20 protein-coding genes are annotated in these 19,828 nt (G+C 74.8%); 10 read left to right on the top strand and 10 right to left on the bottom strand.

What is annotated here, in order from left to right; translation table 11 throughout:
• Window positions 1-62 precede the first annotated feature (62 nt).
• The 8 genes from ACZ52J_RS17770 to ACZ52J_RS17735 form a co-directional block, all read right to left on the bottom strand.
• Window positions 63-941, bottom strand: coding sequence for a hypothetical protein (locus ACZ52J_RS17770; protein WP_465619825.1), 879 nt, complete (start codon window positions 939-941; stop codon window positions 63-65).
• Window positions 938-1,900: a type II secretion system F family protein gene (locus tag ACZ52J_RS17765; RefSeq protein WP_465619824.1), complete on the bottom strand. Its 963-nt coding sequence runs from the start codon at window positions 1,898-1,900 to the stop codon at window positions 938-940. Before ACZ52J_RS17765 ends, ACZ52J_RS17770 begins: the two co-directional genes overlap by 4 nt.
• Entirely contained in the window at window positions 1,900-3,549 is a 1,650-nt protein-coding gene (locus ACZ52J_RS17760; protein WP_465619822.1) for a CpaF family protein, read from the bottom strand. Before ACZ52J_RS17760 ends, ACZ52J_RS17765 begins: the two co-directional genes overlap by 1 nt.
• On the bottom strand, window positions 3,539-4,882 hold the full coding sequence (locus tag ACZ52J_RS17755; protein ID WP_465619820.1) for a CpaE-like family protein: 1,344 nt from the start codon (window positions 4,880-4,882) through the stop codon (window positions 3,539-3,541). The genes ACZ52J_RS17760 and ACZ52J_RS17755 overlap by 11 nt, the downstream gene beginning before the upstream one ends.
• Window positions 4,882-5,763 (bottom strand): SAF domain-containing protein, encoded by an 882-nt coding sequence (locus ACZ52J_RS17750; protein WP_465619818.1) that lies wholly within the window; start codon window positions 5,761-5,763, stop codon window positions 4,882-4,884. The genes ACZ52J_RS17755 and ACZ52J_RS17750 overlap by 1 nt, the downstream gene beginning before the upstream one ends.
• 64 nt (window positions 5,764-5,827) lie before the next feature.
• A complete protein-coding gene (locus ACZ52J_RS17745) occupies window positions 5,828-6,766 on the bottom strand; it encodes a hypothetical protein (RefSeq protein ID WP_465619816.1) in 939 nt (312 codons plus the stop codon).
• The gene (locus tag ACZ52J_RS17740) at window positions 6,760-7,383 is read right to left on the bottom strand and encodes a hypothetical protein (protein ID WP_465619815.1); all 624 of its coding nucleotides are present in this window, start codon (window positions 7,381-7,383) and stop codon (window positions 6,760-6,762) included. The genes ACZ52J_RS17745 and ACZ52J_RS17740 overlap by 7 nt, the downstream gene beginning before the upstream one ends.
• A gap of 137 nt (window positions 7,384-7,520) precedes the next feature.
• Window positions 7,521-8,372 carry a hypothetical protein gene (locus ACZ52J_RS17735; protein ID WP_465619813.1) on the bottom strand — a complete coding sequence of 284 codons (852 nt, stop codon included), beginning with the start codon at window positions 8,370-8,372 and terminating at the stop codon, window positions 7,521-7,523.
• Between the two features lie 301 nt (window positions 8,373-8,673).
• Here ACZ52J_RS17735 and ACZ52J_RS17730 point away from each other — a divergent pair, with 301 nt between their 5' ends.
• The 5 genes from ACZ52J_RS17730 (at window position 8,674) to ACZ52J_RS17710 (ending at window position 13,108) form a co-directional block, all read left to right on the top strand.
• Complete coding sequence (locus ACZ52J_RS17730) at window positions 8,674-9,117, top strand: pyridoxamine 5'-phosphate oxidase family protein (RefSeq protein WP_465619811.1); 444 nt, start codon at window positions 8,674-8,676, stop codon at window positions 9,115-9,117.
• A gap of 136 nt (window positions 9,118-9,253) precedes the next feature.
• Window positions 9,254-9,706: a MaoC family dehydratase gene (locus ACZ52J_RS17725; protein ID WP_360489939.1), complete on the top strand. Its 453-nt coding sequence runs from the start codon at window positions 9,254-9,256 to the stop codon at window positions 9,704-9,706.
• 365 nt (window positions 9,707-10,071) lie between these two features.
• Complete coding sequence (locus ACZ52J_RS17720) at window positions 10,072-11,259, top strand: MBL fold metallo-hydrolase (RefSeq protein WP_465620010.1); 1,188 nt, start codon at window positions 10,072-10,074, stop codon at window positions 11,257-11,259.
• Between the two features lie 199 nt (window positions 11,260-11,458).
• Window positions 11,459-12,367, top strand: a complete 909-nt coding sequence (locus tag ACZ52J_RS17715; protein ID WP_465619809.1) for an acyl-CoA thioesterase — start codon at window positions 11,459-11,461, stop codon at window positions 12,365-12,367.
• Between the two features lie 90 nt (window positions 12,368-12,457).
• On the top strand, window positions 12,458-13,108 hold the full coding sequence (locus ACZ52J_RS17710; RefSeq protein ID WP_465619807.1) for a TetR/AcrR family transcriptional regulator: 651 nt from the start codon (window positions 12,458-12,460) through the stop codon (window positions 13,106-13,108).
• Window positions 13,109-13,184: 76 nt separating this feature from the next.
• Here the strand turns inward: ACZ52J_RS17710 and ACZ52J_RS17705 are convergent, their stop codons facing one another.
• Entirely contained in the window at window positions 13,185-14,417 is a 1,233-nt protein-coding gene (locus ACZ52J_RS17705) for a sulfite oxidase (RefSeq protein WP_465619805.1), read from the bottom strand.
• 303 nt (window positions 14,418-14,720) lie between these two features.
• Between ACZ52J_RS17705 and ACZ52J_RS17700 the strand changes: the two genes are divergently transcribed.
• The 4 genes from ACZ52J_RS17700 to ACZ52J_RS17685 all read left to right on the top strand — a co-directional run bounded on the left by ACZ52J_RS17700 (window position 14,721) and on the right by ACZ52J_RS17685 (window position 16,671).
• A complete protein-coding gene (locus ACZ52J_RS17700) occupies window positions 14,721-15,503 on the top strand; it encodes an alpha/beta fold hydrolase (RefSeq protein ID WP_465619803.1) in 783 nt (260 codons plus the stop codon).
• A gap of 54 nt (window positions 15,504-15,557) precedes the next feature.
• A complete protein-coding gene (locus ACZ52J_RS17695) occupies window positions 15,558-15,929 on the top strand; it encodes a MerR family transcriptional regulator (RefSeq protein WP_465619802.1) in 372 nt (123 codons plus the stop codon).
• Between the two features lie 114 nt (window positions 15,930-16,043).
• The gene (locus ACZ52J_RS17690) at window positions 16,044-16,265 is read left to right on the top strand and encodes a hypothetical protein (protein ID WP_465619800.1); all 222 of its coding nucleotides are present in this window, start codon (window positions 16,044-16,046) and stop codon (window positions 16,263-16,265) included.
• 226 nt (window positions 16,266-16,491) lie between these two features.
• Window positions 16,492-16,671, top strand: coding sequence for a hypothetical protein (locus tag ACZ52J_RS17685; RefSeq protein WP_465619798.1), 180 nt, complete (start codon window positions 16,492-16,494; stop codon window positions 16,669-16,671).
• A gap of 186 nt (window positions 16,672-16,857) precedes the next feature.
• On the opposite strand, the gene ACZ52J_RS17680 is transcribed toward ACZ52J_RS17685, so the two are convergent.
• Window positions 16,858-18,699 (bottom strand): DUF2398 family protein, encoded by a 1,842-nt coding sequence (locus tag ACZ52J_RS17680; protein ID WP_465619796.1) that lies wholly within the window; start codon window positions 18,697-18,699, stop codon window positions 16,858-16,860.
• A gap of 261 nt (window positions 18,700-18,960) precedes the next feature.
• Between ACZ52J_RS17680 and ACZ52J_RS17675 the strand changes: the two genes are divergently transcribed.
• Window positions 18,961-19,716 (top strand): lysoplasmalogenase, encoded by a 756-nt coding sequence (locus tag ACZ52J_RS17675; RefSeq protein WP_465619794.1) that lies wholly within the window; start codon window positions 18,961-18,963, stop codon window positions 19,714-19,716.
• Window positions 19,717-19,828: the final 112 nt, after the last annotated feature.

The raw sequence follows: 19,828 nt of genomic DNA, 5'->3' as shown, positions 1-19,828 counted from the left end.
CGGTGTGGTGTCGGCTGCTCTGGAACGGGCGTCGGTCAGACTCGGTCGGGCTCGGTCGGGCGTCAGTTGAGCATCTGGTGGAGCGCCGGGAAGACGATCAGGACGGTCATCAGCAGCGTCAGGGCGGCCCCCGGCGCGACCATGCGCTCGCTGTCGGCGTTGGCGCGGGCGAGGTCCTCGGCGAGGAGTTCGCCGCGCAGGCCCTTGGCGCGGGCCCGCAGGGTGTCGTACACGGCGGCACCGTCGGTGCCGGACAGCCGCATGATGTCGGCCACGTCCTGCAGCGGGGTGAGTCCCAACTCCTCGGCCAGCGCGTCGAGTCCGGCCCACGGCGGGAGCCGGTCGGTGGCCGCGCGCTCCAGCGCGTCGCGGATCCGCCGGAACACCGCGCCCTGCCCGACCGCGGCGGCCCGGCGCAGCGCCTCGGCGGGGCCGCAGTCGGCGGCGCGCTCCAGCGCGACGAGTTCCAGGTAGGCGGCGAGGCCGTGCAGGTACTCGGTGCGCGCCTCCTTGGCCTCGCCGCGCACGATGGCGTCCGGAATGAACCAGAGGAGGCCGGCCAGCAGCGGCCCGGCGACCAGCGGCAGCGCGAAGGGCAGGCCGATGTCCATCAGCACGGCCATCGCGCCCAGGTAGGCGGGCAGCACCAGGCCGAGCGCGGCGAACAGCAGCTTGTGCACCATGAACCGGGCCGGGGTGCGGCCGATCAGGGCGAGTTCGCGGCGCGGGACGGAGACCCCGCGCAGGTGGACGGACCGCTCGCCGATCCGGTCGTACCAGCGCGGCCGCTCGTCCGGGTCCTGCTCGCGGTCGGCCGGGACGGCGTGCAGCCGGTCCAGCGCCTGGCGCAGGTCCGGGGCGGCGGGCCGCAGTTCGGCGACCAGCAGGGCGAGGCCGCCGGCCGCGACGGCGCCGGCCAGCACGGACCAGGGGGAGATCATCGGGCCTCCCCGAGCTGCTCGGCCGGCTCGGCCTCGGGCGTCTGCGCGCCCGTCCGCCGCCTGCTCCTGCTGCGCCGGTCCGGCGTGAGCAGCCGGGGCACCGGCGGGTGGGAGGCCAGCGCCCGCATCCAGGCGATGATCGCCACGAACAGGGCGGCGACCACGGCGAGGACCAGCTGGCCGAGGAAGGTGCCGTACGGCCGGGTGTACTCGGTGTTGAAGGAGCCGACCGTGACGACCAGCACGATGATGCCCACCAGCCAGCGGATGGTGGTCCGGTGCTTGGCCCGGTCGGCCTCGATGACGCGGCGCTGACGGACCTCCTCGCGCACCGAGTCGGCCATGTCGGACAGCGTGCGGGCCAGGCCCGGTCCGCTGTCCCCGGCCCGCAGCACGAGCGCGGCGAGCACCTTGTCGGCGGTGGCGTCGGCCAGGCTGTCGGCGAAGGCGTGCAGCGCCTCCTCGGGCCGCCAGCGGGCCTGCAGCCGGGCGGCCAGCTCGCCGATCTCGTCCTCCAGGGCGGTGGGGGCGGTGCGGCGGCTGGTGACGATGGCCTGGTTCAGGCCGACGCCGAGCAGCAGCACGTCGGCGATCCGCTGGGTCCACTCGGACAGCGCTTCGAGCCGCTCGATCCGGTGGGTGTCCGCGCGGGTGGTGTCGAACAGCCAGGGCAGGCCGAAGATGGCCAGCGGCGCCAGCAGCGCGGTCAGCGGGATGCCGGTGAACAGCCAGGCCAGCGGCCCGCCGACGAGCGCCAGCGGCAGCTGGACCCGGCGCAGCCGCACCATCCGGGGCGCGGCCGCCCCGGGGGCGCCGTACCAGAACACGTGGGCGCGCCCGGCGAGCGGGTTGGTCCGCGCGGCCGCGTCCTCGTCACCGGGCTCGCTGCCGCGGGCCCAGGCCGCCAGGGCGACCAGGCCGCCCGCGACCGCCAGCCCGCACAGGGCGAACAGCAGCATCACCGCGCGCCACCGCCGATCCGCAGTTGCAGCGGGGTGGCCCAACTCCCGTACCGGGAGTCGAGCAGCCCGGCGTCGAAGCCGGCCCGGCGCAGGTCGTCCAGGCACTGCGGCGGGGTGTGCGGGACGGCCCGCGGCTCACCGAGGTCCGGCCGGGGGCCGAACACGGTGTTCAGCGCGGGACGGCCGCTCTCGCCGAGGCCGGTGACCTCCAGGACGTGGGAGACGAAGCGGTGCCGGCGGCCTCCGACGGCGGTCTCGTCGACCATGGTGACGTGCACGATGAGGTCCAGGGCGTTGGCGGTGAGCCGGTAGGCGAGCGAGTCGGTCATGTGCGAGCCGTACTCCAGGCAGAGTTCGGCAATGCGGTCGACCACCATGTGCGGGCCGCGGGCGTGCAGGGTGCACATCGAGCCGCCCTCGCCGTTGGTCATCACCCGCAGCATCGGGACGACCTCGCCGGAGCGGACCTCGCCGACGATGATGCGCGAGAGGGTCATGCGCAGCGCGGCCGGGATGAGGTCGCCGATCGTCAACTCCCCGGCCAGCCGCCCCTCGACGCGTTCGCCGTTGCCCTCGCGGGCCTCCATCGGAACGACCTGGCGGAGGTGGCCGAGGGTGTGCAGCCAGAGCTCGAACTCCGATTCCAGGGTGCCGATCCGCTCGTCCGGCGGGATCTCGGCGGCCATCGCGCGCAGCAGGCTGGTCTTGCCGACGCCCTGGGTGCCGGTGATCATCACGTTCTTCCGGGCCCGGATCGCGGCGGCCAGGAAGGCGGCCAAGGTGGTGTCCAGGGTGCCGAGTTCGACCATCTCGGGCAGTGTCGCGGAGGCCACCCGGTGGCGCCGGATCGCCACGTACGGGCGGGGCGTCACCTCGGTGAGCGCCTGCAGGCGCATGCCGCCCTCCAGCCGCAGCGCGAGGGTGGGGCTGGCGGTGGACAGGCTGCGCTCGCCACCGCCGTGCTGACGGGCCAAGTCCTGCAGCAGTTCGATGAGTTCGGCGTCGCTTTCGGCCACCGGCGGGACCTGGCGCAGGGGTTGGTGCACCTTGGAGACCCAGACGTCGTCACAGCCGTTGATCAGGATGTTCTCGATCTCCGGGTCGTCCAGGTAGGGCTGGAGCCGGCCGGCCCGGAAGAGGAGGTCGAAGACGGCCTCGGCGAGGGCGCGGTCCTGCTCCCGGGTGGGCGGGATGCCGTGGGTCTGCGCGTAGGCGTCGGACCAGCGGGCGACGGCTTCCTCGATCAGCGCCCGGCCGCGCTGACGGCGGGTGGCGCGGTCCGGCTCGGAACCGGAGGCGGTGGTCAACCGGCTGATCTGCTGGTGGAGTTCGGCCGCGACCTGACGCTTGAGCTCCCGGGCGACCTGCGGGTCGACGACCGGCCGGGTGGCGGAGCCACGCACGTCCAGCGAGGGCAGCTGGGAGGGCACGGCGGTCGGCGCGGCCGAGCCGGGCACGACCGGGCCGGGGGGGACGGGGCCGGGGGCTACGGGGCCGGGGGTCACGGGCTGCGGCGCGACCGGGCCGGTCGCGGGCGTGGGCGCGGCCGTCGGCGTGGCCGTCGGCGTCGGTGCGGCCGCCGGAGCGGCCCAGGGCAGCGCGGCCGGGTCGGCCGCCGGGCGCTGGTGCAGGGGGCTACCGCGCACGGAGCACCTCCCCGGGGTTGTGCGGGTACTGCCCGTTCACCTGCACCTGATCATCCGTCACAGTCGGTTGCTGAAGCGGGTACCGGTCGTCCTGCTCGGCCCGCTGCGGCGACTGCACGTGCGCCGGGAACGGCGCCGGTGCGGCCGGCTGCGGCGCCAGCCCGGCCAGCGGCGCCACCGGACCGGTGATGATCACCGGCGGAACCGGCTGCGGCGGCGTGTACGACGGCGACTCGGCCTCCACCGGACCGTAGGGCGACTGCCCGTACCCGGCCCGGCCGTACGCGGCCTGGCTGTACGCGGGCTGGCTGTACGCGGGCTGGCTGTACGCGGGCTGGCTGTACGGAGCCTGTCCGTAGGTGGTCTGCGCGTACGTGGTCGGGGCGGGCGTCGGCACCGGCTGGGTCGGCACCGGAGGAGTGGGCACCGCCGGAGCCGGTACCGGGGTCGGCACCGCAGCCGCCACCGCAGCGCCCGCCACCGGAGCGGCCGCCGACAGCCGGGCCGGCGCCTGACCCGGCACCACCGCCGCCGAGCCCGCGCCCGGCGCGAGCCGCTGCCGCCTGCGGCGGACCAGCAGCTGCACCTCGTCCGCCGCCGACCGCGCCGTCCGCATCAGCTCGGAGCGGACGAACCGCCGGTCGGTGGTGTCGCCGCCGTCGGAGAGCACCTTCGCCGTCCGGGTGGCGTGCGGCAGCATCCCGAGCACCGGCAGCCCGAGTTCGCGCGCCACCTCCGCGCGCGTGTACGGCCCCTCGGCGACCAGCAGCAGCCCGAGCGCGTCCGAGCCGGTGCCGGCGGAGGCCAGGTCCTCGGTGAGGGCGGACAGTCGGGGCCGGATCGAGCTCAGTCCGCGCAGCGTGGTCCGGACGGTCACCGCCACCACGTCCGCCCGGCGGGCCAGCACCGCGCTCGCGCCGGTGGCGCCGGAGCGGCCGAGGTCCACGATGACGTCGTAGCCCTGCTGTTCGACGGCGTGCAGCAGTTCGGCGAGCGGCTCCCAGGTGTAGGCGAGGCCGGGGGCCTGGGTGGGGTCGGTGAGTCCGGGGAGCAGCAGGCGTTCGGCGTCGCCGTCCGGCGAGAGGTCGATCAGCTGCTCCCAGATGGTCTGCGCGAGCAGTCCGCGCCGGTCGGCCACGGCCAGGTTGCGCAGCCCGTAGACGGCTTCGACCCGGCCTTCCAGGGCGCCCGCGAGCACGGCGCCGCCGTCCGGGTCGGCCTCGACCAGCAGGATGCGCCGCCCGGGCTGGAGCGGCCAGGCCAGGAGCAGGGCCAGCGCGGTCGTGGTCGCGCCGGGCGCGCCCGGGCCGCCGACCACCGCGATCACCGCCATCAGGCGCCCCCGGTCGCGGTCGGAGCCCCGGACGCACCGGTCCCGGCCGAGGGTGCACCGGCCGGGGGCGCAGCGGCGGAAGGAGCACCGGCGGCGGGGCTGCCGCTCGGCGCCGGGCCGGGCGTGGTGCCGCCGCCCGCGCCCCCGGCCGAGGCGCCGCGCGGCGCCAGCAGCACCTGGATCCGCCCGCTCGCCACCCACTGCGCCAGCCGGGGCCCGTCCGCGGTGCCGACCGCGACATCGATCACCTGGCTGCCGTCGGTGTCCACCCGGCCGACGGTGATCACCGTCGCGGCCAGCGAGTCGGCCCGGCCGTTGTCGGGCGTGTAGACCACGACCAGTTGCACCCCGGGCTGGAGCCGGCTGGCGGGCAGCTGGCTGCGCTTGGCCGACACCCCGACCACGATCTGCCCGGGCTGCACGGTGAGGCCCTGGGCCAGGTCGCCGCTGGTGAGCATCGCGCCGCGCTTGAGGTCGGTGGCGGCCCGCATGCCGACCGCCTTCGTCCGGTCCTGGGCCGACACCGGGTGCAGCGCCGGGTCGCCCGCGATCCGGGCCACCACCAGGTCGTCCTCGGTGATCAGCTGGCCCCACGGCACGTCCCGGGCGAGCGCCAGCACCGCGACCCGCTGGCCGGTGCTGTTGTAGAGGACGGCCCCGCCCAGCCCGCCGGCCGCGATCAGCGCGATCGCCATCGCCAGCACCGCCGGGCGCCGCCGCCTCGCCCGCATGGTCCGCCCGGGCGCGTGCGGCACCGCCCGCCCCCGGCCACGGCCCTTGCCCGGACCGCCGGCCTGCTCCTGCTGCTCCGGGAGCGCCACGGAGGCCCCGGCGCCCGCGGGTGTGCCGGATCCCGGCGTCGCGAATGTACGGTTCTCCACCGGGTTCCGCCCTTCCCTTGTACGTTGCCGGATCGTCAGTAGTCGAATCGCCGCCGTGCGGCGGTCAGTTGAGGACCTGCACCTCGGCGACCTTGAGCGTGAACTTCGAGGACTGCGGGATGTCGACATCGAAGACCTTGGCGTTCGGCCCGGTCACGACGACGTGGCCCTGCCAGTTCGCCGTCACGGTGCCGGCGAAGACCCCGTCCTTCTTGGTGCCCGATCCGACGGCGAACGCGTACCCGCAGTCCGGCGACGCGGCGGCGCCGTACTTCGGGTCGTACGGCGTTCCGGGCTTGTCGCAGGTCACCTCGACGCCCGTGTCGAAGGTCCAGGTCACGTTCTTCAGCACGGGCGTGACGGTGGCCGAGGCTCCGGGCACCTCGAGCTTCTTCGGATCGGGCGCCCGCACGCCGTCCAGCCAGAGCCAGACCGGCGCCTTGACCACGGCCGTGCCCTTGGGTGCCACGCCGGCGGCCGGCTTCGGGAACTTCATCTCGTGGGCGAGGCTGAGACCGACGGCCGCCAGGTTCAGCACCGGCGGACCGGCCGGCGCGCTCGACTCGAACACGCTCTGGACGCCGTCCGTGCCACCGCCCGTCTGCGGGCAGATCTTCGTGTAGATCGCGCCTTCCGTGGACTTGTGCCCGTCCCACTCCGGCGCGCCCTCCGGCGGCTGGGGGTCCTGCACCCTGAAATAGCAGCCCACGTCGCTGTTGAACCAGCCGCGTTCCGGGTCGTGGCAGGCCCATTCCACCCCGTGGTAGCTGCACACCAGCGGGCCGTCGGACGAGCCGCCGCCACCGCCCGACTGGGTGGAGCCAGGATCGGGGGTCTTGCCGCCGGTGTGGACGTCCGAGCAGATCTTGTCGGGGGCGCACTGGGTGGCACCCCCGCTCGGTGGTTCGTCCGCCGACGCCACCGCCGCCGTGGACAGCAGCAACCCGGCGGACAACGGTGCGAGGATCACGAATCGCCGGGCCCGATAGCGCCTGTTCAGCATGTCCGGTCCACCTCCCGCTTGAAGTCGTAGATCAGCCAACGTGCTTGGAACCAGCGCAGGGACGCCGTCGCCAGGTAGCGGTTCAGCCGTTGGGCCGGATCCTTCGCGGCCCGCGTGACGGCATCGACACGATGCCAGTCGGTCACATCGACGCAGTCCTCGATCACGGCGGTCTGCGGATCGGCTTTGAGGTCAATGGCCTTGACCACCGCGGAATTGCGCGGCGTTCCGGTCATCACCAGTTTGGCGTCGTGAAGTTGGCGGAGTCCGACCAGGACGTCCGACAGTGCGCGTCCGGAGGAGTACGACTCCAGCGAGAATCCGTCCGAATCCGTACGGGCGAAGGCGTCGGCCTGCGCCTGCCACCAGTCCTGATAAGTCTTCAGGGCCAGTCGGCCCATCGCCCCTTCCGGTCCGTCGGTCGGCGCGATCGAGGCGTTTGACGAACCACTCGAAGGAGTTACCGGAGCCGCTCCCGCAACCGTGGGCGCCGTCGCCCCGAGGTGATCGACGGAACCGCCGGAACCACCGCTCGCACAAGCGCCGAGCAGTAACACCAGAATCGCCCCACCGACCCCAACGGCCCCAGGGCGCAACACATTTCCGCGCTGCCGCATGGCCCCACCTCGTCGCGACCGACCCGATCCGTGATCCACGGCCGCCAGAAGAATTCCGCTGTCCCGCCGGTCTTTCCGCTGGGGATCGATTCTTCGCCAACCCACCCCATCACGGCAACACCTCAGGCCCCCTGACCTTACGCGGAAGGCGGTTCCGTCGGGGCACTTTCCCGCCACAGAACGGCCAACAGTTCTTCGGAAAGCGACAATCCGGCCAATGCGCCCCGAACCGCGGCCCGATTGCGCATCAAGAGGCGTCCGCCCTGCGGCGGAACGAGCAGGCGCGCGCCCGGCGCACCCGAACTACCGGCCGACTCCCGCCCGTCCGTCAGTGCCGCCACGGCTGGCTGGAGGTCCGACGGGGCGACGGCCGCGGGGGCACCCGGAACGCCCTGGCGCAGGACGGTGGTCAGCGCCCGGCTGAACGAGCCCTCACCGCCCGGCAGTACGGCGTCCCGGCCGCGTCTGCCCGGGGCGTAGCGCCCGATCCGGCCCCACAGCGGGACGCGCGGGAAGCTCAGCAGCTCACCCGCGCTGTCCTCGCCGCCGCGCTCCAGGGCCGCCCAGGTGTCCCGGTCGGCCACCGCGTCGACCAGCAGCAGCGCCTCCTCCTGGTCGCCGTGCACCATCGCACTGACCACCCAGTCCCAGGCCAGGCCCCTGCGGTAGGCGTTGTCGGGGGTGCTGCCGCCGGTGACCAGGGCGAGCCGGCGCCCGCGCGGGTCGGCCACCAACTGGCCGACCAGGCAGACCACCAGCCAGCGGCCCGGGTGCTGGGCCGCGTCCCGGACGGCGGTGAGCATCGCGTTGGCGTCCGCGTCCGGCGCCGCCGCGGTGACCCGGCAGCCGGCCGCGCCGGTGTCGAAGCACATACCGGGCAGCACCTCGGCGAGCAGCCGGGCCCCGTCCGGCGCGAGCGCCGCACCGCCGAAGGCCCGGTCGGGCCCGCCGTCCGCCCCGATCACCACCAGATCGACCCCACCCGCCATCGGTCTCCCCCTCCTGGCCGGCCCCGGCGCACCCGGGGCCGCCGCCCGCCACTGTGGTGCGCCCGCCGAGCACTTCGCGGGCGAGCCACCGTCCGCGTCACCGCTCGCCGCACCATTCCGGTCCACGTCACCGTTCCGGTCCACGTCACCGTTCCGGTCCACGTCGCCGTTCCGGTCCACGTCGCCGTTCCGCCGCCGGGCAGGCTATCGCCCCGGGCGGCCGCCGACGGGGCTCCCGACCCGTCCGCCCAGGGACCATGGGCCCTATCGACGCCCGCGCCGACCGAGGACGATCGGACGCATGGAGCCTGAGGACCGTGTGGAGACCCTGAGCGAGGCCGAGTGCCTGCGACTGCTCAGCACCGTGCCCGTCGGGCGCGTGGTGTACACCGAGCACGCACTGCCGGCCGTCCTGCCGGTCTCCTTCGAGGTCCTGGACGGGCGGCTGGTGCTCGCCGTGCGCCGGGGAAGTACCACCGCGCGCGGGCTTGACGGCACCGTGGTCGCCTTCCAGGCCGATCTGCTGGACCCCCTCACCCGCACCGGTTGGAGCGTGCTGGTGCACGGGCGCTCCGACGTGGTGCGCGACCCCGAGCAGGTGCGGCGGGTGCTGCGTTCCGGCCTGCGGCCGTGGATCGGCGACCCGGAGCCGCTGTTCGTCGCCCTGGTGCCCGAGCTGGTCAGCGGCCGGCGGCTGTTCCCGACCGGGCAGGGCGCCCCGGGGCGCGCCGCGCTGCGGCCGTGAGCAGCTCGGCCGGGATCTTCCGCTCGGCCTCCTGCCGGGGGCTTCCGCTCGGGCTCCTGACAGATACCGGTGGGTAGGCATACGCTTCCGGCGTCCTGACCCCTCCCCGGGCCTGTCCCCCCACCAGGAGCGCACCGTGACGACCTTCGCCTCCCTCGCCGAGCTGACCGCCGCCGTCGGCACCGAGCTGGGCACCAGCGAGTGGCACACCATCGAGCAGCGGCAGATCGACCTGTTCGCCGAGGCGACAGGCGACCACCAGTGGATCCACGTCGACCCGGAGCGGGCCAAGGAGAGCCAGTTCGGCTCGACCATCGCGCACGGCTACCTGACCCAGTCGATGATCCCGGTGCTGGCGAAGGAGTGCTACGCCGTCGAGGGCGTGCGGATGGCGCTGAACTACGGCTCCGAGAAGGTGCGCTTCCCCGCGCCGGTGCCGGTGGGCACGGCGATCCGGGCCACCGCCGAGCTGCTCTCGGCCACCGAGGTTCCCGGCGGCGTCCAGGCCGTGGTGCGCTTCACCATCAGGAGCGAGCAGAGCGCCAAGCCGCACTGCGTCGCGGAGACGATCACCCGCTTCTACGCCTGACCGGGTGGGGCGGGTACCGCGGGTACGGCGGATACGGCGGGCCGCGCCGCCGATGCCTGCCGGGTGGGGCGGATACGGCGGTCCCCCGATTGGACCGCGCCGGGCCCTCCACCAGGTCCGGACGGCCCACGGCGAGTAACCTCCGACGAGATGGTTGTCGTATCGCAGCGACCTCGGCCGCTCGCAGTGCCCCGGCCGCCGCTGCGGTGCGCGTCCCGGCACGCCTGGTAGCCGTGACCGTCCTTGGAGGAGCCGTGCCCCGCCCCGCCCCGTGGTTCTCCCGCCTCGCCGGTCTGTCCTCGCAGTTCGCCCCGCCGCCCGCGGGCCCCGCCACCGACCGAGCCGCCGAGCGCGCCGTCCCCGGACTGGCCGGGCTGCCCCGGGCCGCCTGGCACCGGGTCCGGACCGACGCGTTCGGCGCCGAGCCCCGGGGCGAGCGGCTGGCCCGGATCCGCCGCTCCCCGCAGTTCGCCGACGGCGCCTTCCGCAACCCGGTGCCGACCCGCCGCCTGGTGTACGAACGCAGCCCGCTGGAGATCACCCGCGCCCAGCTGACCGGGGACAAGACCCTCCGGTTCCCGGCCGCCGCCGTACCCGTGCACCGGCTGCTCCCGGCCGACCTGGCCACACCGCCGGAGTCCGGGCTGCGGCTGACCTGGCTGGGCCACGCCACCGTGCTCGCCGAGATCGGCGGGCGGCGCGTCCTGCTCGACCCGGTCTGGGGCGAGCGCTGCTCCCCGTTCGCCTGGACCGGCCCCAAGCGGCTGCACCCGGTGCCGCTGCCGCTCTCCGAACTCGGGCCGGTGGACGTGGTCGTGGTCTCCCACGACCACTACGACCACCTGGACATGGCCACCATCCGGGCACTGATCGGGACGGAGGCCGTGTTCGCCGTACCGCTCGGGGTCGGGGCGCACCTGGAGCACTGGGGCGTGCCGGCCGAGCGGATCGTCGAGCTGGACTGGTGGGAGTCCGCCGAGGTCGCCGGACTGACCCTGACCGCCACGCCGGCCCGCCACTACTGCAGCCGCGGCCCGCGCACCAGCGCCCTGTTCCTGTGGGCCTCCTGGGTGGTGTCCGGCGGCGGGCACCGGCTCTTCCACAGCGGGGACACCGGCTACTTCCCGGGCTTCGCCGAGATCGGCCGCCGGCTCGGCCCGTTCGACGCGACGATGGTGCAGGTCGGCGCGTACAGCGACTTCTGGCCCGAGGTGCACATGACGCCCGAGGAGGGCGTGCGGGCGCACCTGGACCTGGGCGGCGAGCTGCTGCTGCCGATCCACTGGTGCACGTTCAACCTCGCGCTGCACCCCTGGGAGGAGCCCGCCGAGCGGGCGGTCGCCGCCGCCCAGGCGCTCGGCGCCCGCCTCGCGATGCCCCGGCCGGGCAAGCCCTTCGAGCCCGCCGACCCGCCCGCGCTGCGCCTGTGGTGGCGCGCCGTCACCGCCGCCCCGCGCAGCTTCGAACCTCCGGTCGTCGGCGAGCGGGAAGCCGTGGCAGGGACGGCTCCGGAGACGGCCGCGGTGCGCGAAGAGGTGACGGAGTTCAGCTGACAACTTTCAGCGGACAGAGTTCAGCGAACAGATTTCAACATCTGTTCGCTGAACGTTGTCATTGACCGAGGGGTCTGGCAGTCCCATCGGAACGACGCACGACTGAAACGTGTTCTACCGCCCCCTCCGTCAAACCCCCACCCCGGCCGAGTTACCCACGTCACACCACGACACGGTTGGCTTCTGCCACTATGGCCTCGTGACCGACCTGACCGAACCGCCCGTCCGGGCCGCCCGGGACGCCCACCCGACCTCCCCGTTCGCCGAGCTGCTGGAGCTCGAGCAGCTGGACGAGAACACGTTCCGGGGCTACTGCCACGCCGGTGCCCCGATGCGCGCCTTCGGCGGCCACGTCGCCGCGCAGGCGCTCGTCGCCGCCGGGCGCACCTGCGAGGACCGGCGCCCGGTGCACTCGCTGCACGGCTACTTCCTGCTGCCGGGCACCCCGACCCGACCGATCGACTACGTGGTCGAGCGGGTGCGCGAGGGCATCTCGTACACCACCCGCCGGGTGACGGCCATGCAGAAGCGGAACGAGATCTTCTCGCTCTCCGTCTCCCTCAAGCACCCCGAGCCGGGCGGCGACCGCCGCCGCGAGATGCCGCCGCTGCCCGCCCCGGAGTCCCTGCCGGACGCCGTCGCCGAGGCCCCGGAGGAGGTCCGCAGGATGGTGGCGGCCAGCGGCGGATTCCGCGACCTCGACGTGCGCTTCGTCCCGCCGGGGTCGCCCGGGGTGCCGCCGTCCGTCCCCGGACTGCTCCAGCAGTTCGTCTGGATGCGCACCGCCTCCCCACTGCCGGACGGCGACCCGCTGCTGCACGCCGGCGCGCTCACCTACCTGTCCGACCTCACCCTGGCCTCCACCGCCGGGCTGGACGAGCAGCCGAACTTCTTCCAACGCACCGAGCCGCCCACGCTGCTGATGGCCTCGCTGGACCACGCGATGTGGTTCCACCGCCCGTTCCGGGCCGACGAGTGGCTGCTGTTCGCCCAGCGCAGCCCGTCCTCCTCGGACGGCCGCGGCCTGGCGCTCGGCGAGTTCTACGACCGGGACGGCCGGCTGGTCGCCTCGGCCGTCCAGGAGGCGCTGATCCGCCGGCAGTCGTAGCGCCTCCGGGCCCCGGTGACCTACCGGCGAACGGAAGGCGGCCGGTCGGCGTCATACTCCTGAGCGGCCCTGGCCCGTATCATGGTGCGGGTGACCAAGGTTGACCTGTCACCACGGCCGGTGGAGGCCATGTCTCCACGTCAGCTCCAACGCCGCGAAAGCCTGATCGCGGCCGCGCTCGCCCTGGTGAACGAGATCGGCGTCGAGCGGCTGCAGATGAAGCAGGTCTGCGAGCGGTCCGGAGTCGCCCTGGGGACGGCGTACCGCTACTTCTCCTCCAAGGACCACCTCCTGGCGGCGGCGATCGCCGAGTGGCACCGCCTGCTGCTGGCCGACCTGGTGGCCGAGCTGCGCGGGCCCCGGGCCGGGCCGGGGGCCACCGACCGGGCGGTCCGGTTCGTCCGGGGCGGGATGCGGGCCTACCAGCGGCAGCCCGAACTCGCCCGGCTGCGGGTGGCCGTGGCGGCCTCCACCGATCCCTTCGCCAGCGAGGCGCTGCAAGGCATGGCCCGGGCCGACAGCACTGCCCTGCAGGCGGTGACGGCCGAAGTTCCGGCCGCGTCCAGCGACCTGGTGCGGCACATCGTCGCCCACGCCTGGCAGGGCGAGCTGACCGCCTGGGTGACCGGCCGCACCACCCTCGGGGACGCCAGACGACGCCTGGAGGACGTGGTGCGGCTGGTGCTGACCCCGTACGAAACGCGGTACCCGGCCCCGTACGAGGTCCACTCCACCGGCTGAGCCCCGCCCGGCCCGGGGTGCGGACCACCGACCGACCCTCAGGCGGGTCGGTCGACGGGCCGGCCCCGGGGCGGGCTCAGACCACCGTCACCGGGTGGGCCACCACCGCGCCGAACAGGTAGCCCTCCCGGTTGAACGCCGCCCGCTCGGGCTGGCTGTTGCCCCGGCGGTCCGTCGCGCGGGCGCGCAGCTCGTACCGGCCGGGCCGCTCGGGGTGCCAGTCGAAGCTCCAGCGCGTCCAGTCGTCGGCGTGCGACCCGCCGTGCAGCGCGGCGCGCCGCCAGGTCCGGCCGCCGTCGGTGCTCACTTCGACCCGGTGCACCGCCGCCGCGCCGGACCACGAACGCCCGTGCAACCGGTGGCCGTGGCCGGCCTCCAGTACCGCGCCCGGGGCCAGCTCGAACGCGCTGCGGACCACCTGCGCGGAGAGCGGCTCGCTACCGCCGGGCGGGTAGTCGGGGCCGAACATCCGGTAGAAGTCGGTGTTCCACGGTGACTGGAGCGGGTGGTCGGCGACTTCGATGGTGCCGACCCACTTGATCGAGGCGATCCCCACCCAGCCGGGTACCACCAGCCGCAGCGGCGCACCGTGGTCGGGGGTCAGCGGCTCCTCGTTCATCTCGTACGCGAGCAGCGCGTCCTCCAGCGCCTTGGCGACCGGCAGCGGGCGGCGCACCGGGCCGTGGTTGACGCCGTCGACCACGTAGTCCGCGTCCAGCCCGGTCGGCAGCACGTCGACCGCCGCCCCGGTCAGCCCGGCCGCCCGCAGCACCTCCGCCAGCCGCACGCCCCGCCAGGCCGCCGAGCCGATCCCGCCGAGCGTCCACGGCGTGCCCGGGACGCACTGGCCCTGCTGACGGCGGAAGTAGTCACGGCCGTTTCCGGCGCACTCGATCACCGCGCTGATCCGGGTCGCGGGCAGCGCGCGCAGGCCTGCCAGGTCGAACTCCACCGGCCGCTCGGCCGTCGGGGCACCGCGCAGGCCGCTGCCGAACAGCCGCAGCCGCCAGGTGTCGGGGTCGATCAGCGGGGTGCCGGTGTGGTTGCGGACGAAGAACCGCTCCACCGGCACGTGCCGGCCGACGGCGGCCCCGCCCTCGGCGTCGCGCAGGGCCTCCCAGCGCATCTCGGCGTTGGTGCCGTGCGGGACGAACCACTCGGCGGGCAGCGGCTTGACGATTCCCGACGCGTCGTTGTCGGACCTGACGTGTCCCGACGCGACGTCACCGGAGCCGGGGCTTCCGGTCGTGACATCACTGAAGCTGACATTGCCGGAGCTGACATTGCCGGAGCTGACGTTTCCGGACATGGGGCCTGGGCACCTCCTCGGCGACCGCCCGGCCCGGGGCAACTCCGGCGCGGCCGACGCGGGCACGGTGAGCGCCCCGGCGGCGGAGAGCGTTCGTACGGTGTCCGAACGGCCTCCCTGGTCTCAGCGTAGGCGTTCCGGCGCGGTACGTAACCATGGCGGCGGTGGCGGGAGCGGGTTTCCGGGCGTGTCGGCGGGTTGCCGTCGAACCCGGATCAGGCCCGTGCGCTTGACCTTCTCACCGGTGTGAACACCTACCGTCCTCGCTGTCGGAGGAATCACCGTCCACGAAGGAGCGAAGCCATGCCTTCCGCCCCCGCCCCGCTCGCCCGGATCGTCCAGGGTTCCGGCCCCGGCCTGCTGCTCGCCCACGGTGCCGGCGGCAGCGCCCGGGACAACTGGGGCCCGCTGCTGCCCGACCTCGCCGTCCACCGCACCGTCGTCGCCCCCGACTTCCCCGGCTCCGGCGACAGTCCGTACGAGCCCGGCCGGCTCACCCTGGACGACCTGGCCGAGCGGCTGGTCGCCGCCGCCGACGCGGAGGGCCTGGACACCTTCGACCTGGCCGGCTACTCGCTCGGCGCCGCCGTCGCCGTCCGGATCGCCACCCGCCACCCCGAGCGGGTCCGCTCACTGCTGCTGCTCGCGGGCGTGGCCGGCGGCTCGGCGCGGATGCGGATCCTCTCCGAGCTGATCGTCGACCTCGAGGAGCGGCCCGACGACCTGGCCCGGCTGGTACTCGCCGTCACGTTCGCCGGGTCCTGGGTGGACGCCCTGCCCGCCGAACAGCTCGCGGGGCTGGGGGAGGCGCTCAAGTCCCCGCAGCCGGCCGGTTTCCGGCAGCAGTTCCGGCTCGCCGGCGAGGCCGACGTGCGCGCGGAGCTGGCGGCGATAGCCGTGCCGGCCCTGGTCGTCGGCACCGCCGAGGACATGCTCGTCCCGCCGTCCCAGCACCGCCTGCTGGCCGAGGGCATCCCCGGCGCGCGCTTCGCCCAACTCGCCACCGGCCACCTGCCGATGGTCGAGGCGCTGCCCGAACTGCGCGACGTGGTACTGGAGTTCGTCAAGGGCCTCGGAAAGGACTGAACGGGCGGGGGCGGCGGCGGGAACACCCCGGCCGGCTGCGACGTTCGGCCGATCATGCGCATCGGAGAACTCGCCCGCCTGACCGGGGTGTCCACCCGGCTGCTCCGCTACTACGAGGAGCAGGGCCTGCTCCGGCCCGCCCGCACGACGGCCGGCTACCGCGAGTACGGCGAGCAGGACACCGTACGGGTGCGGCAGGTCCGCAGCCTGCTCGCGGCCGGTCTGAGCACCCGGGTCATCGCCGAGCTGCTGCCGTGCGCCGCCGGCCCGGTCCCCGTCCTGGAGGCCTGCCCGAACCTGCTCGCCACCCTGCGCGGCGAACTCGCCGACCTGGACGCCCGGATCGACGACCTCACCCGCAGCCGCCGGGCGCTCTCCCACTACCTCACGACCGCGCACGATCCGGCCGAGGAGCTCGCCGCCTGACGGGACGCAGGCCCGCACCCGCCGCCTCCCCGGCGCGCCCTCCCGCCGCTCGCGGAACCGACTGGACACAGTGCGACATACAGATCGAATCCCGTATGTCGAGAGGTCCGTCCGATGAGCAGCCAGCCACCGCAGCCCGGCCAGCGCGTGAAGGAGCCCGACGAACCCGCCGCGACCCTCCCCACCGACCGGGCGGTCTTCGGCATCAACGCGGTCCTGGTGCTCGGCTCGGCGACCAGCCTCGGCCTCGGCGCGCTGCAGGTCGCCGACGGCCTCGGGTACGTCACCTCCGTCCGCAACACCCAGAACGCCCAGCTGGTCATCATCGGCTCGTGAAGGAGCTCCGCGAGGACCCGGCCGCCGGCCCCTCCCGCTTCCACCCGGCGCACGGCCTGCGGGACGCCGTCCGGGTCGCCGTCGGCGATCAGACCACACCGCGCTGACCTGCGCGTACGCCCCGCTCCCGACGAGTGGGGCGTACGCGGCCAACCGACGCCCAACCCCCCTCCGGACTTCACCCGCGCGTACCGACCGTTCACGCCGCCCTGGAAACCTCCCTGTCATGAACGCCAGCCCTCAGGCGCCCTACCAGGAACCGCGCTTCCCCCTCCCCAAGCGGCACCGCCGCCTGCTCGCCTGCACCGCCGTCCTCGCCTCCATCGCCCTCGGCACCCTGGGCGTCGGCGCCACCGTGGAAACCGTCGACCACGGCCCTCTCGCCAGCGCGACCGCCAGCAAATAGCCGCACCCACCCCTCTCCATCCAGCACCGCCGTCCCGCATCCGGACGCGGTGCTTTTGCTTTCCCCGTCCCGAGACGGACACGCCGGCAGCACACCCGCCGTTCGCCGCGGGGGCGGGGCACGGGCGGGATGCGGCGGTGGGACGCGGGGGCAGGAGATGCAGGAGGTCGGACGCGGCGCAGGGCGCTACGCCCGCTGTTCGGTGCGGGGGCCCGGTGGGGGCGGGACGAAGGGGCCGGGGCGGGAGTGGCGGCCGGTGCCGGGGGTGGGGCGGAGGTCCGGGGCGGGGGCGAAGCGGGCGGCGTGGGGACGCAGGTGCCAGGTCGGGGGGCGCTTGAGCTGGGGGGTGGGGGTGATCAGGCCGAGGCGGTGGAGGAGGTCCAGGGCGTCGCGGCGCAGGGCGGTGCGGTCGGAGAGGTAGCGGGCCGGGAGGCCGTACTCGTCGGCGATGTCGCCGAGGACGCCGTCTATCAGCGCGTCGGCGATCGGGACGTCGCCCTCGGTGGTCTCGCCGGGCAGCGGGCGGACCTCCTCGACCAGGCGCTCGACCAGCAGCACGCTGGCCTGGGCGAGGGTGCCGGCGCCAGGGAGGGCGACATCGGTGAGTTCGGCGGCCGGGTCGAGCAGGGCGACGCCCTCGGCGCGCAGTTCGGCCTCCAGGCCGAGGAACTCGGCAAGCGCCGCGGGACCGCTGAGCCGGTGCTCGTGCAGCCAGGCTCGGCGGTCCTCGGGGAGGTCGGCGGCGAGGACGGCGGGCGTCTCGGCGAGGAGGCGGCGCACGGCGGTGGCGGGCTCGGCCTCGGCGGCACGGCGGATGAGGTCGGCGGCGTCGTCGGCGAGGGCGGGCGGGCCGGCCGGGACGGCGCGGGCGAGTTCGCGGTCCACGGTCAGCACGAAGGTGTCGTCGGCGGGGTCGCCCGGCGGATCGCCGAGCACCTGCCACTCGGCCAGCGTGGCGAGCGCCATGTCGAGGTCGGCCGGGTCGGCGGTCAGCCCGGGCGCGGCGGCGCGCATCGCGTCGAGCAGCCGCCGGTACTCGAGTTGCTCAGGCGCGTCGACCAACAGGGCCAGGGCGAGCGCGAGTTGGGCGTAGCCACCGGGGGTGAACGGCGCGCCGGTGACGGGGTGTTCGAGGCGGCGGGCGGTGCCGGGGCCGAGGCCGGCCTTGCAGAGCCGGGCGTGCCAGGGCCCGACCTCGAGGCGGTAGCCGAGCAGGGTGTCGAAGCGCTCGGCGAGCCAGTCGCGGTGACGCCGGATCAGCGGGAAACCGTCGGCGTGCGGGCCGGAGGCGGTGACCAGCGGGTGGGCGAGCAGCAGCCGGGCGGCGATCCGGCGCTCGGCGGCGGGAAGCTCCTCGCCGGAACGATCCTGCGCGACCGTGACCGCGAGCGGCGGCGGACACGCACTCGCGGCGGTCTCCGGCATCGCCCGGGTGCGCTCGGGCTTGCGGTGCCTGCCGGGCCCGCCCGGCTTGGCGCCTGACCGGACGACGGGCAGCGCGGCGGAGTCCCGCCGGGCGCGGCGCAGTCCGCCGTCGGCGCGGGCCTCTCGGGTACGCGCGGACGCGAGGCCGTGGGCGGTGGGGCCGTGCCACCAGCTGACGTCGGGGTCGGCGGGCTCGGCGGGCGCGCCGAGGTGGCGGGCGGGGTAGAGGCCGAAGGAGGCGGTGCAGAGGTCGTCGGCGGTGCCGGGGGCGGCGGCCGCGAACCAGTGGGCCAGCCGCAGCAGCCCCGGGTCGGGCGAGAGGACCGCGCCGGTCGGGGCACCGGCGGCCTGCGCGTCGTCAGTGACGGCTGCGGGAGCGGTCCCGGGCGCCACGTCGGCCGCATCGGCGCCATCGACCGCGTCGACCGCGTCAACGGCACCGACGGAATCAACGGCACCGACGGAATCGACGGCATCGGCCCGCGCGGCTTCGCGTACGGCGAGGACGGCGGCGGCGGTTCCCCGACCTGCCCCGCCCGTACGTCCGTCCGGCCTGCCGGCGGCCACCCGGGTGGCGCCGACCGCGTACTCCTGCTGATCCATGTCGGGGTCCAGCGTAGACGGTGCCCGGGTCACCCGGTGGCAGCAACCGCCCTCCTGAGGAAGTCTCCGCAAGAGCGCTCGAATCGGCCGCCCGCCCTCCGCTCCGAGTCCTCCCGCCACCCCTCGACTCCCCAGCCACCCCGTCACCCGCCGGGCGCCGTCCGGGTTACGCACCGGTAGCCCGCCCTTCCGCCGCTTGTTCGGCTCCCTTAGGGTCGGTGCGGATCCCCCCACCGCCCGACCGTCGGAGGCCGCGCCAGCATGAGCATTCGTACGACCACCCGTGCCGTCCTCGGCGCGCGCCTGCGTTCGGCCACCGGCCTGCTGGGCGGCTTCGCGGCCACCTCGGCAACGCATCTGGGCTCGATCCTGTCCGGCGCGTCGGTACTGCAGAACGCCACCAAGCCGGCGCTGATGCCGCTGCTGGCCGCGCACAGCGTGGCGGCGGCCAGGACCGCCGAGCGGGAGGCGCCCAAGCTGCTGGCGCCGGCGCTGCTGCTGAGCGCGGGCGGCGACGTACTGCTCCAGCTGAAGAACGACCCCGCGTTCCTCGCCGGCATGGGCTCCTTCGCGGCGGCGCACGTCTGCTACGTGACGATGTTCGTCCAGCGCGGCGCGCTCACCGACCGCCGTCGGGCCCTGGTGGTCGCGGCCGCGTACGCGACGGCCTGGGTGGCGCTGGTGGGCCGGCTCTGGCCGGACCTCGGGGACCTGCGGGTCCCGGTGGCCGGCTACAGCCTGCTGCTCGCCTCGACGGCCGTCACCTCGGCCGGGCTGGGCCGGCGGACCGGGTTGGGCGGGGCACTGTTCCTGCTCTCCGACACGCTGATCGCCACCAAGCTGGCGAAGTGGCGGGAGCTGCCGGGGCATCAGTTCTGGATCATGGCGACCTATGTGCTGGCCCAGTACCTGCTGGCGAGCGGCCTGCTCGCGCACGAGGACGGGCTCACGCAGGAGACGGGGCTCACGCAGGGGCCCGGGTTCGCGTGGCAGGGCCCGCAGGGGCAGCAGGCCTGACAGGGCGCCGGGGGGGGGGGGGATGTAGAAGGAGGAAGAGTAGCGTGCGGAGGGGGTGGAGGAGAGGGGGGGACCCGAACAAGTCCCCCCCGCTAACCCGCAGAACCACAAA

Source organism: Kitasatospora sp. NPDC034035, assembly GCF_055575755.1.
The sequence above is the reverse complement of the archived record's forward strand: the minus strand, read 5'-3'. Positions and strand labels throughout refer to the sequence as shown.

Bases quoted from the DNA above. Each gene is read 5' to 3' on its own strand.
- ACZ52J_RS17685 (WP_465619798.1), top strand. From the start codon at position 16,492: ATGAACGCCAGCCCTCAGGCGCCCTACCAGGAACCGCGCTTCCCCCTC.
- ACZ52J_RS17735 (WP_465619813.1), bottom strand. From the start codon at position 8,372: ATGGCGGGTGGGGTCGATCTGGTGGTGATCGGGGCGGACGGCGGGCCC.
- ACZ52J_RS17740 (WP_465619815.1), bottom strand. From the start codon at position 7,383: ATGCGGCAGCGCGGAAATGTGTTGCGCCCTGGGGCCGTTGGGGTCGGT.
- ACZ52J_RS17700 (WP_465619803.1), top strand. From the start codon at position 14,721: ATGCCTTCCGCCCCCGCCCCGCTCGCCCGGATCGTCCAGGGTTCCGGC.
- ACZ52J_RS17675 (WP_465619794.1), top strand. From the start codon at position 18,961: ATGAGCATTCGTACGACCACCCGTGCCGTCCTCGGCGCGCGCCTGCGT.
- ACZ52J_RS17695 (WP_465619802.1), top strand. From the start codon at position 15,558: ATGCGCATCGGAGAACTCGCCCGCCTGACCGGGGTGTCCACCCGGCTG.
- ACZ52J_RS17680 (WP_465619796.1), bottom strand. From the start codon at position 18,699: ATGGATCAGCAGGAGTACGCGGTCGGCGCCACCCGGGTGGCCGCCGGC.
- ACZ52J_RS17705 (WP_465619805.1), bottom strand. From the start codon at position 14,417: ATGTCCGGAAACGTCAGCTCCGGCAATGTCAGCTCCGGCAATGTCAGC.
- ACZ52J_RS17730 (WP_465619811.1), top strand. From the start codon at position 8,674: ATGGAGCCTGAGGACCGTGTGGAGACCCTGAGCGAGGCCGAGTGCCTG.
- ACZ52J_RS17690 (WP_465619800.1), top strand. From the start codon at position 16,044: ATGAGCAGCCAGCCACCGCAGCCCGGCCAGCGCGTGAAGGAGCCCGAC.
- ACZ52J_RS17745 (WP_465619816.1), bottom strand. From the start codon at position 6,766: ATGCTGAACAGGCGCTATCGGGCCCGGCGATTCGTGATCCTCGCACCG.
- ACZ52J_RS17770 (WP_465619825.1), bottom strand. From the start codon at position 941: ATGATCTCCCCCTGGTCCGTGCTGGCCGGCGCCGTCGCGGCCGGCGGC.
- ACZ52J_RS17755 (WP_465619820.1), bottom strand. From the start codon at position 4,882: ATGGCGGTGATCGCGGTGGTCGGCGGCCCGGGCGCGCCCGGCGCGACC.
- ACZ52J_RS17765 (WP_465619824.1), bottom strand. From the start codon at position 1,900: ATGCTGCTGTTCGCCCTGTGCGGGCTGGCGGTCGCGGGCGGCCTGGTC.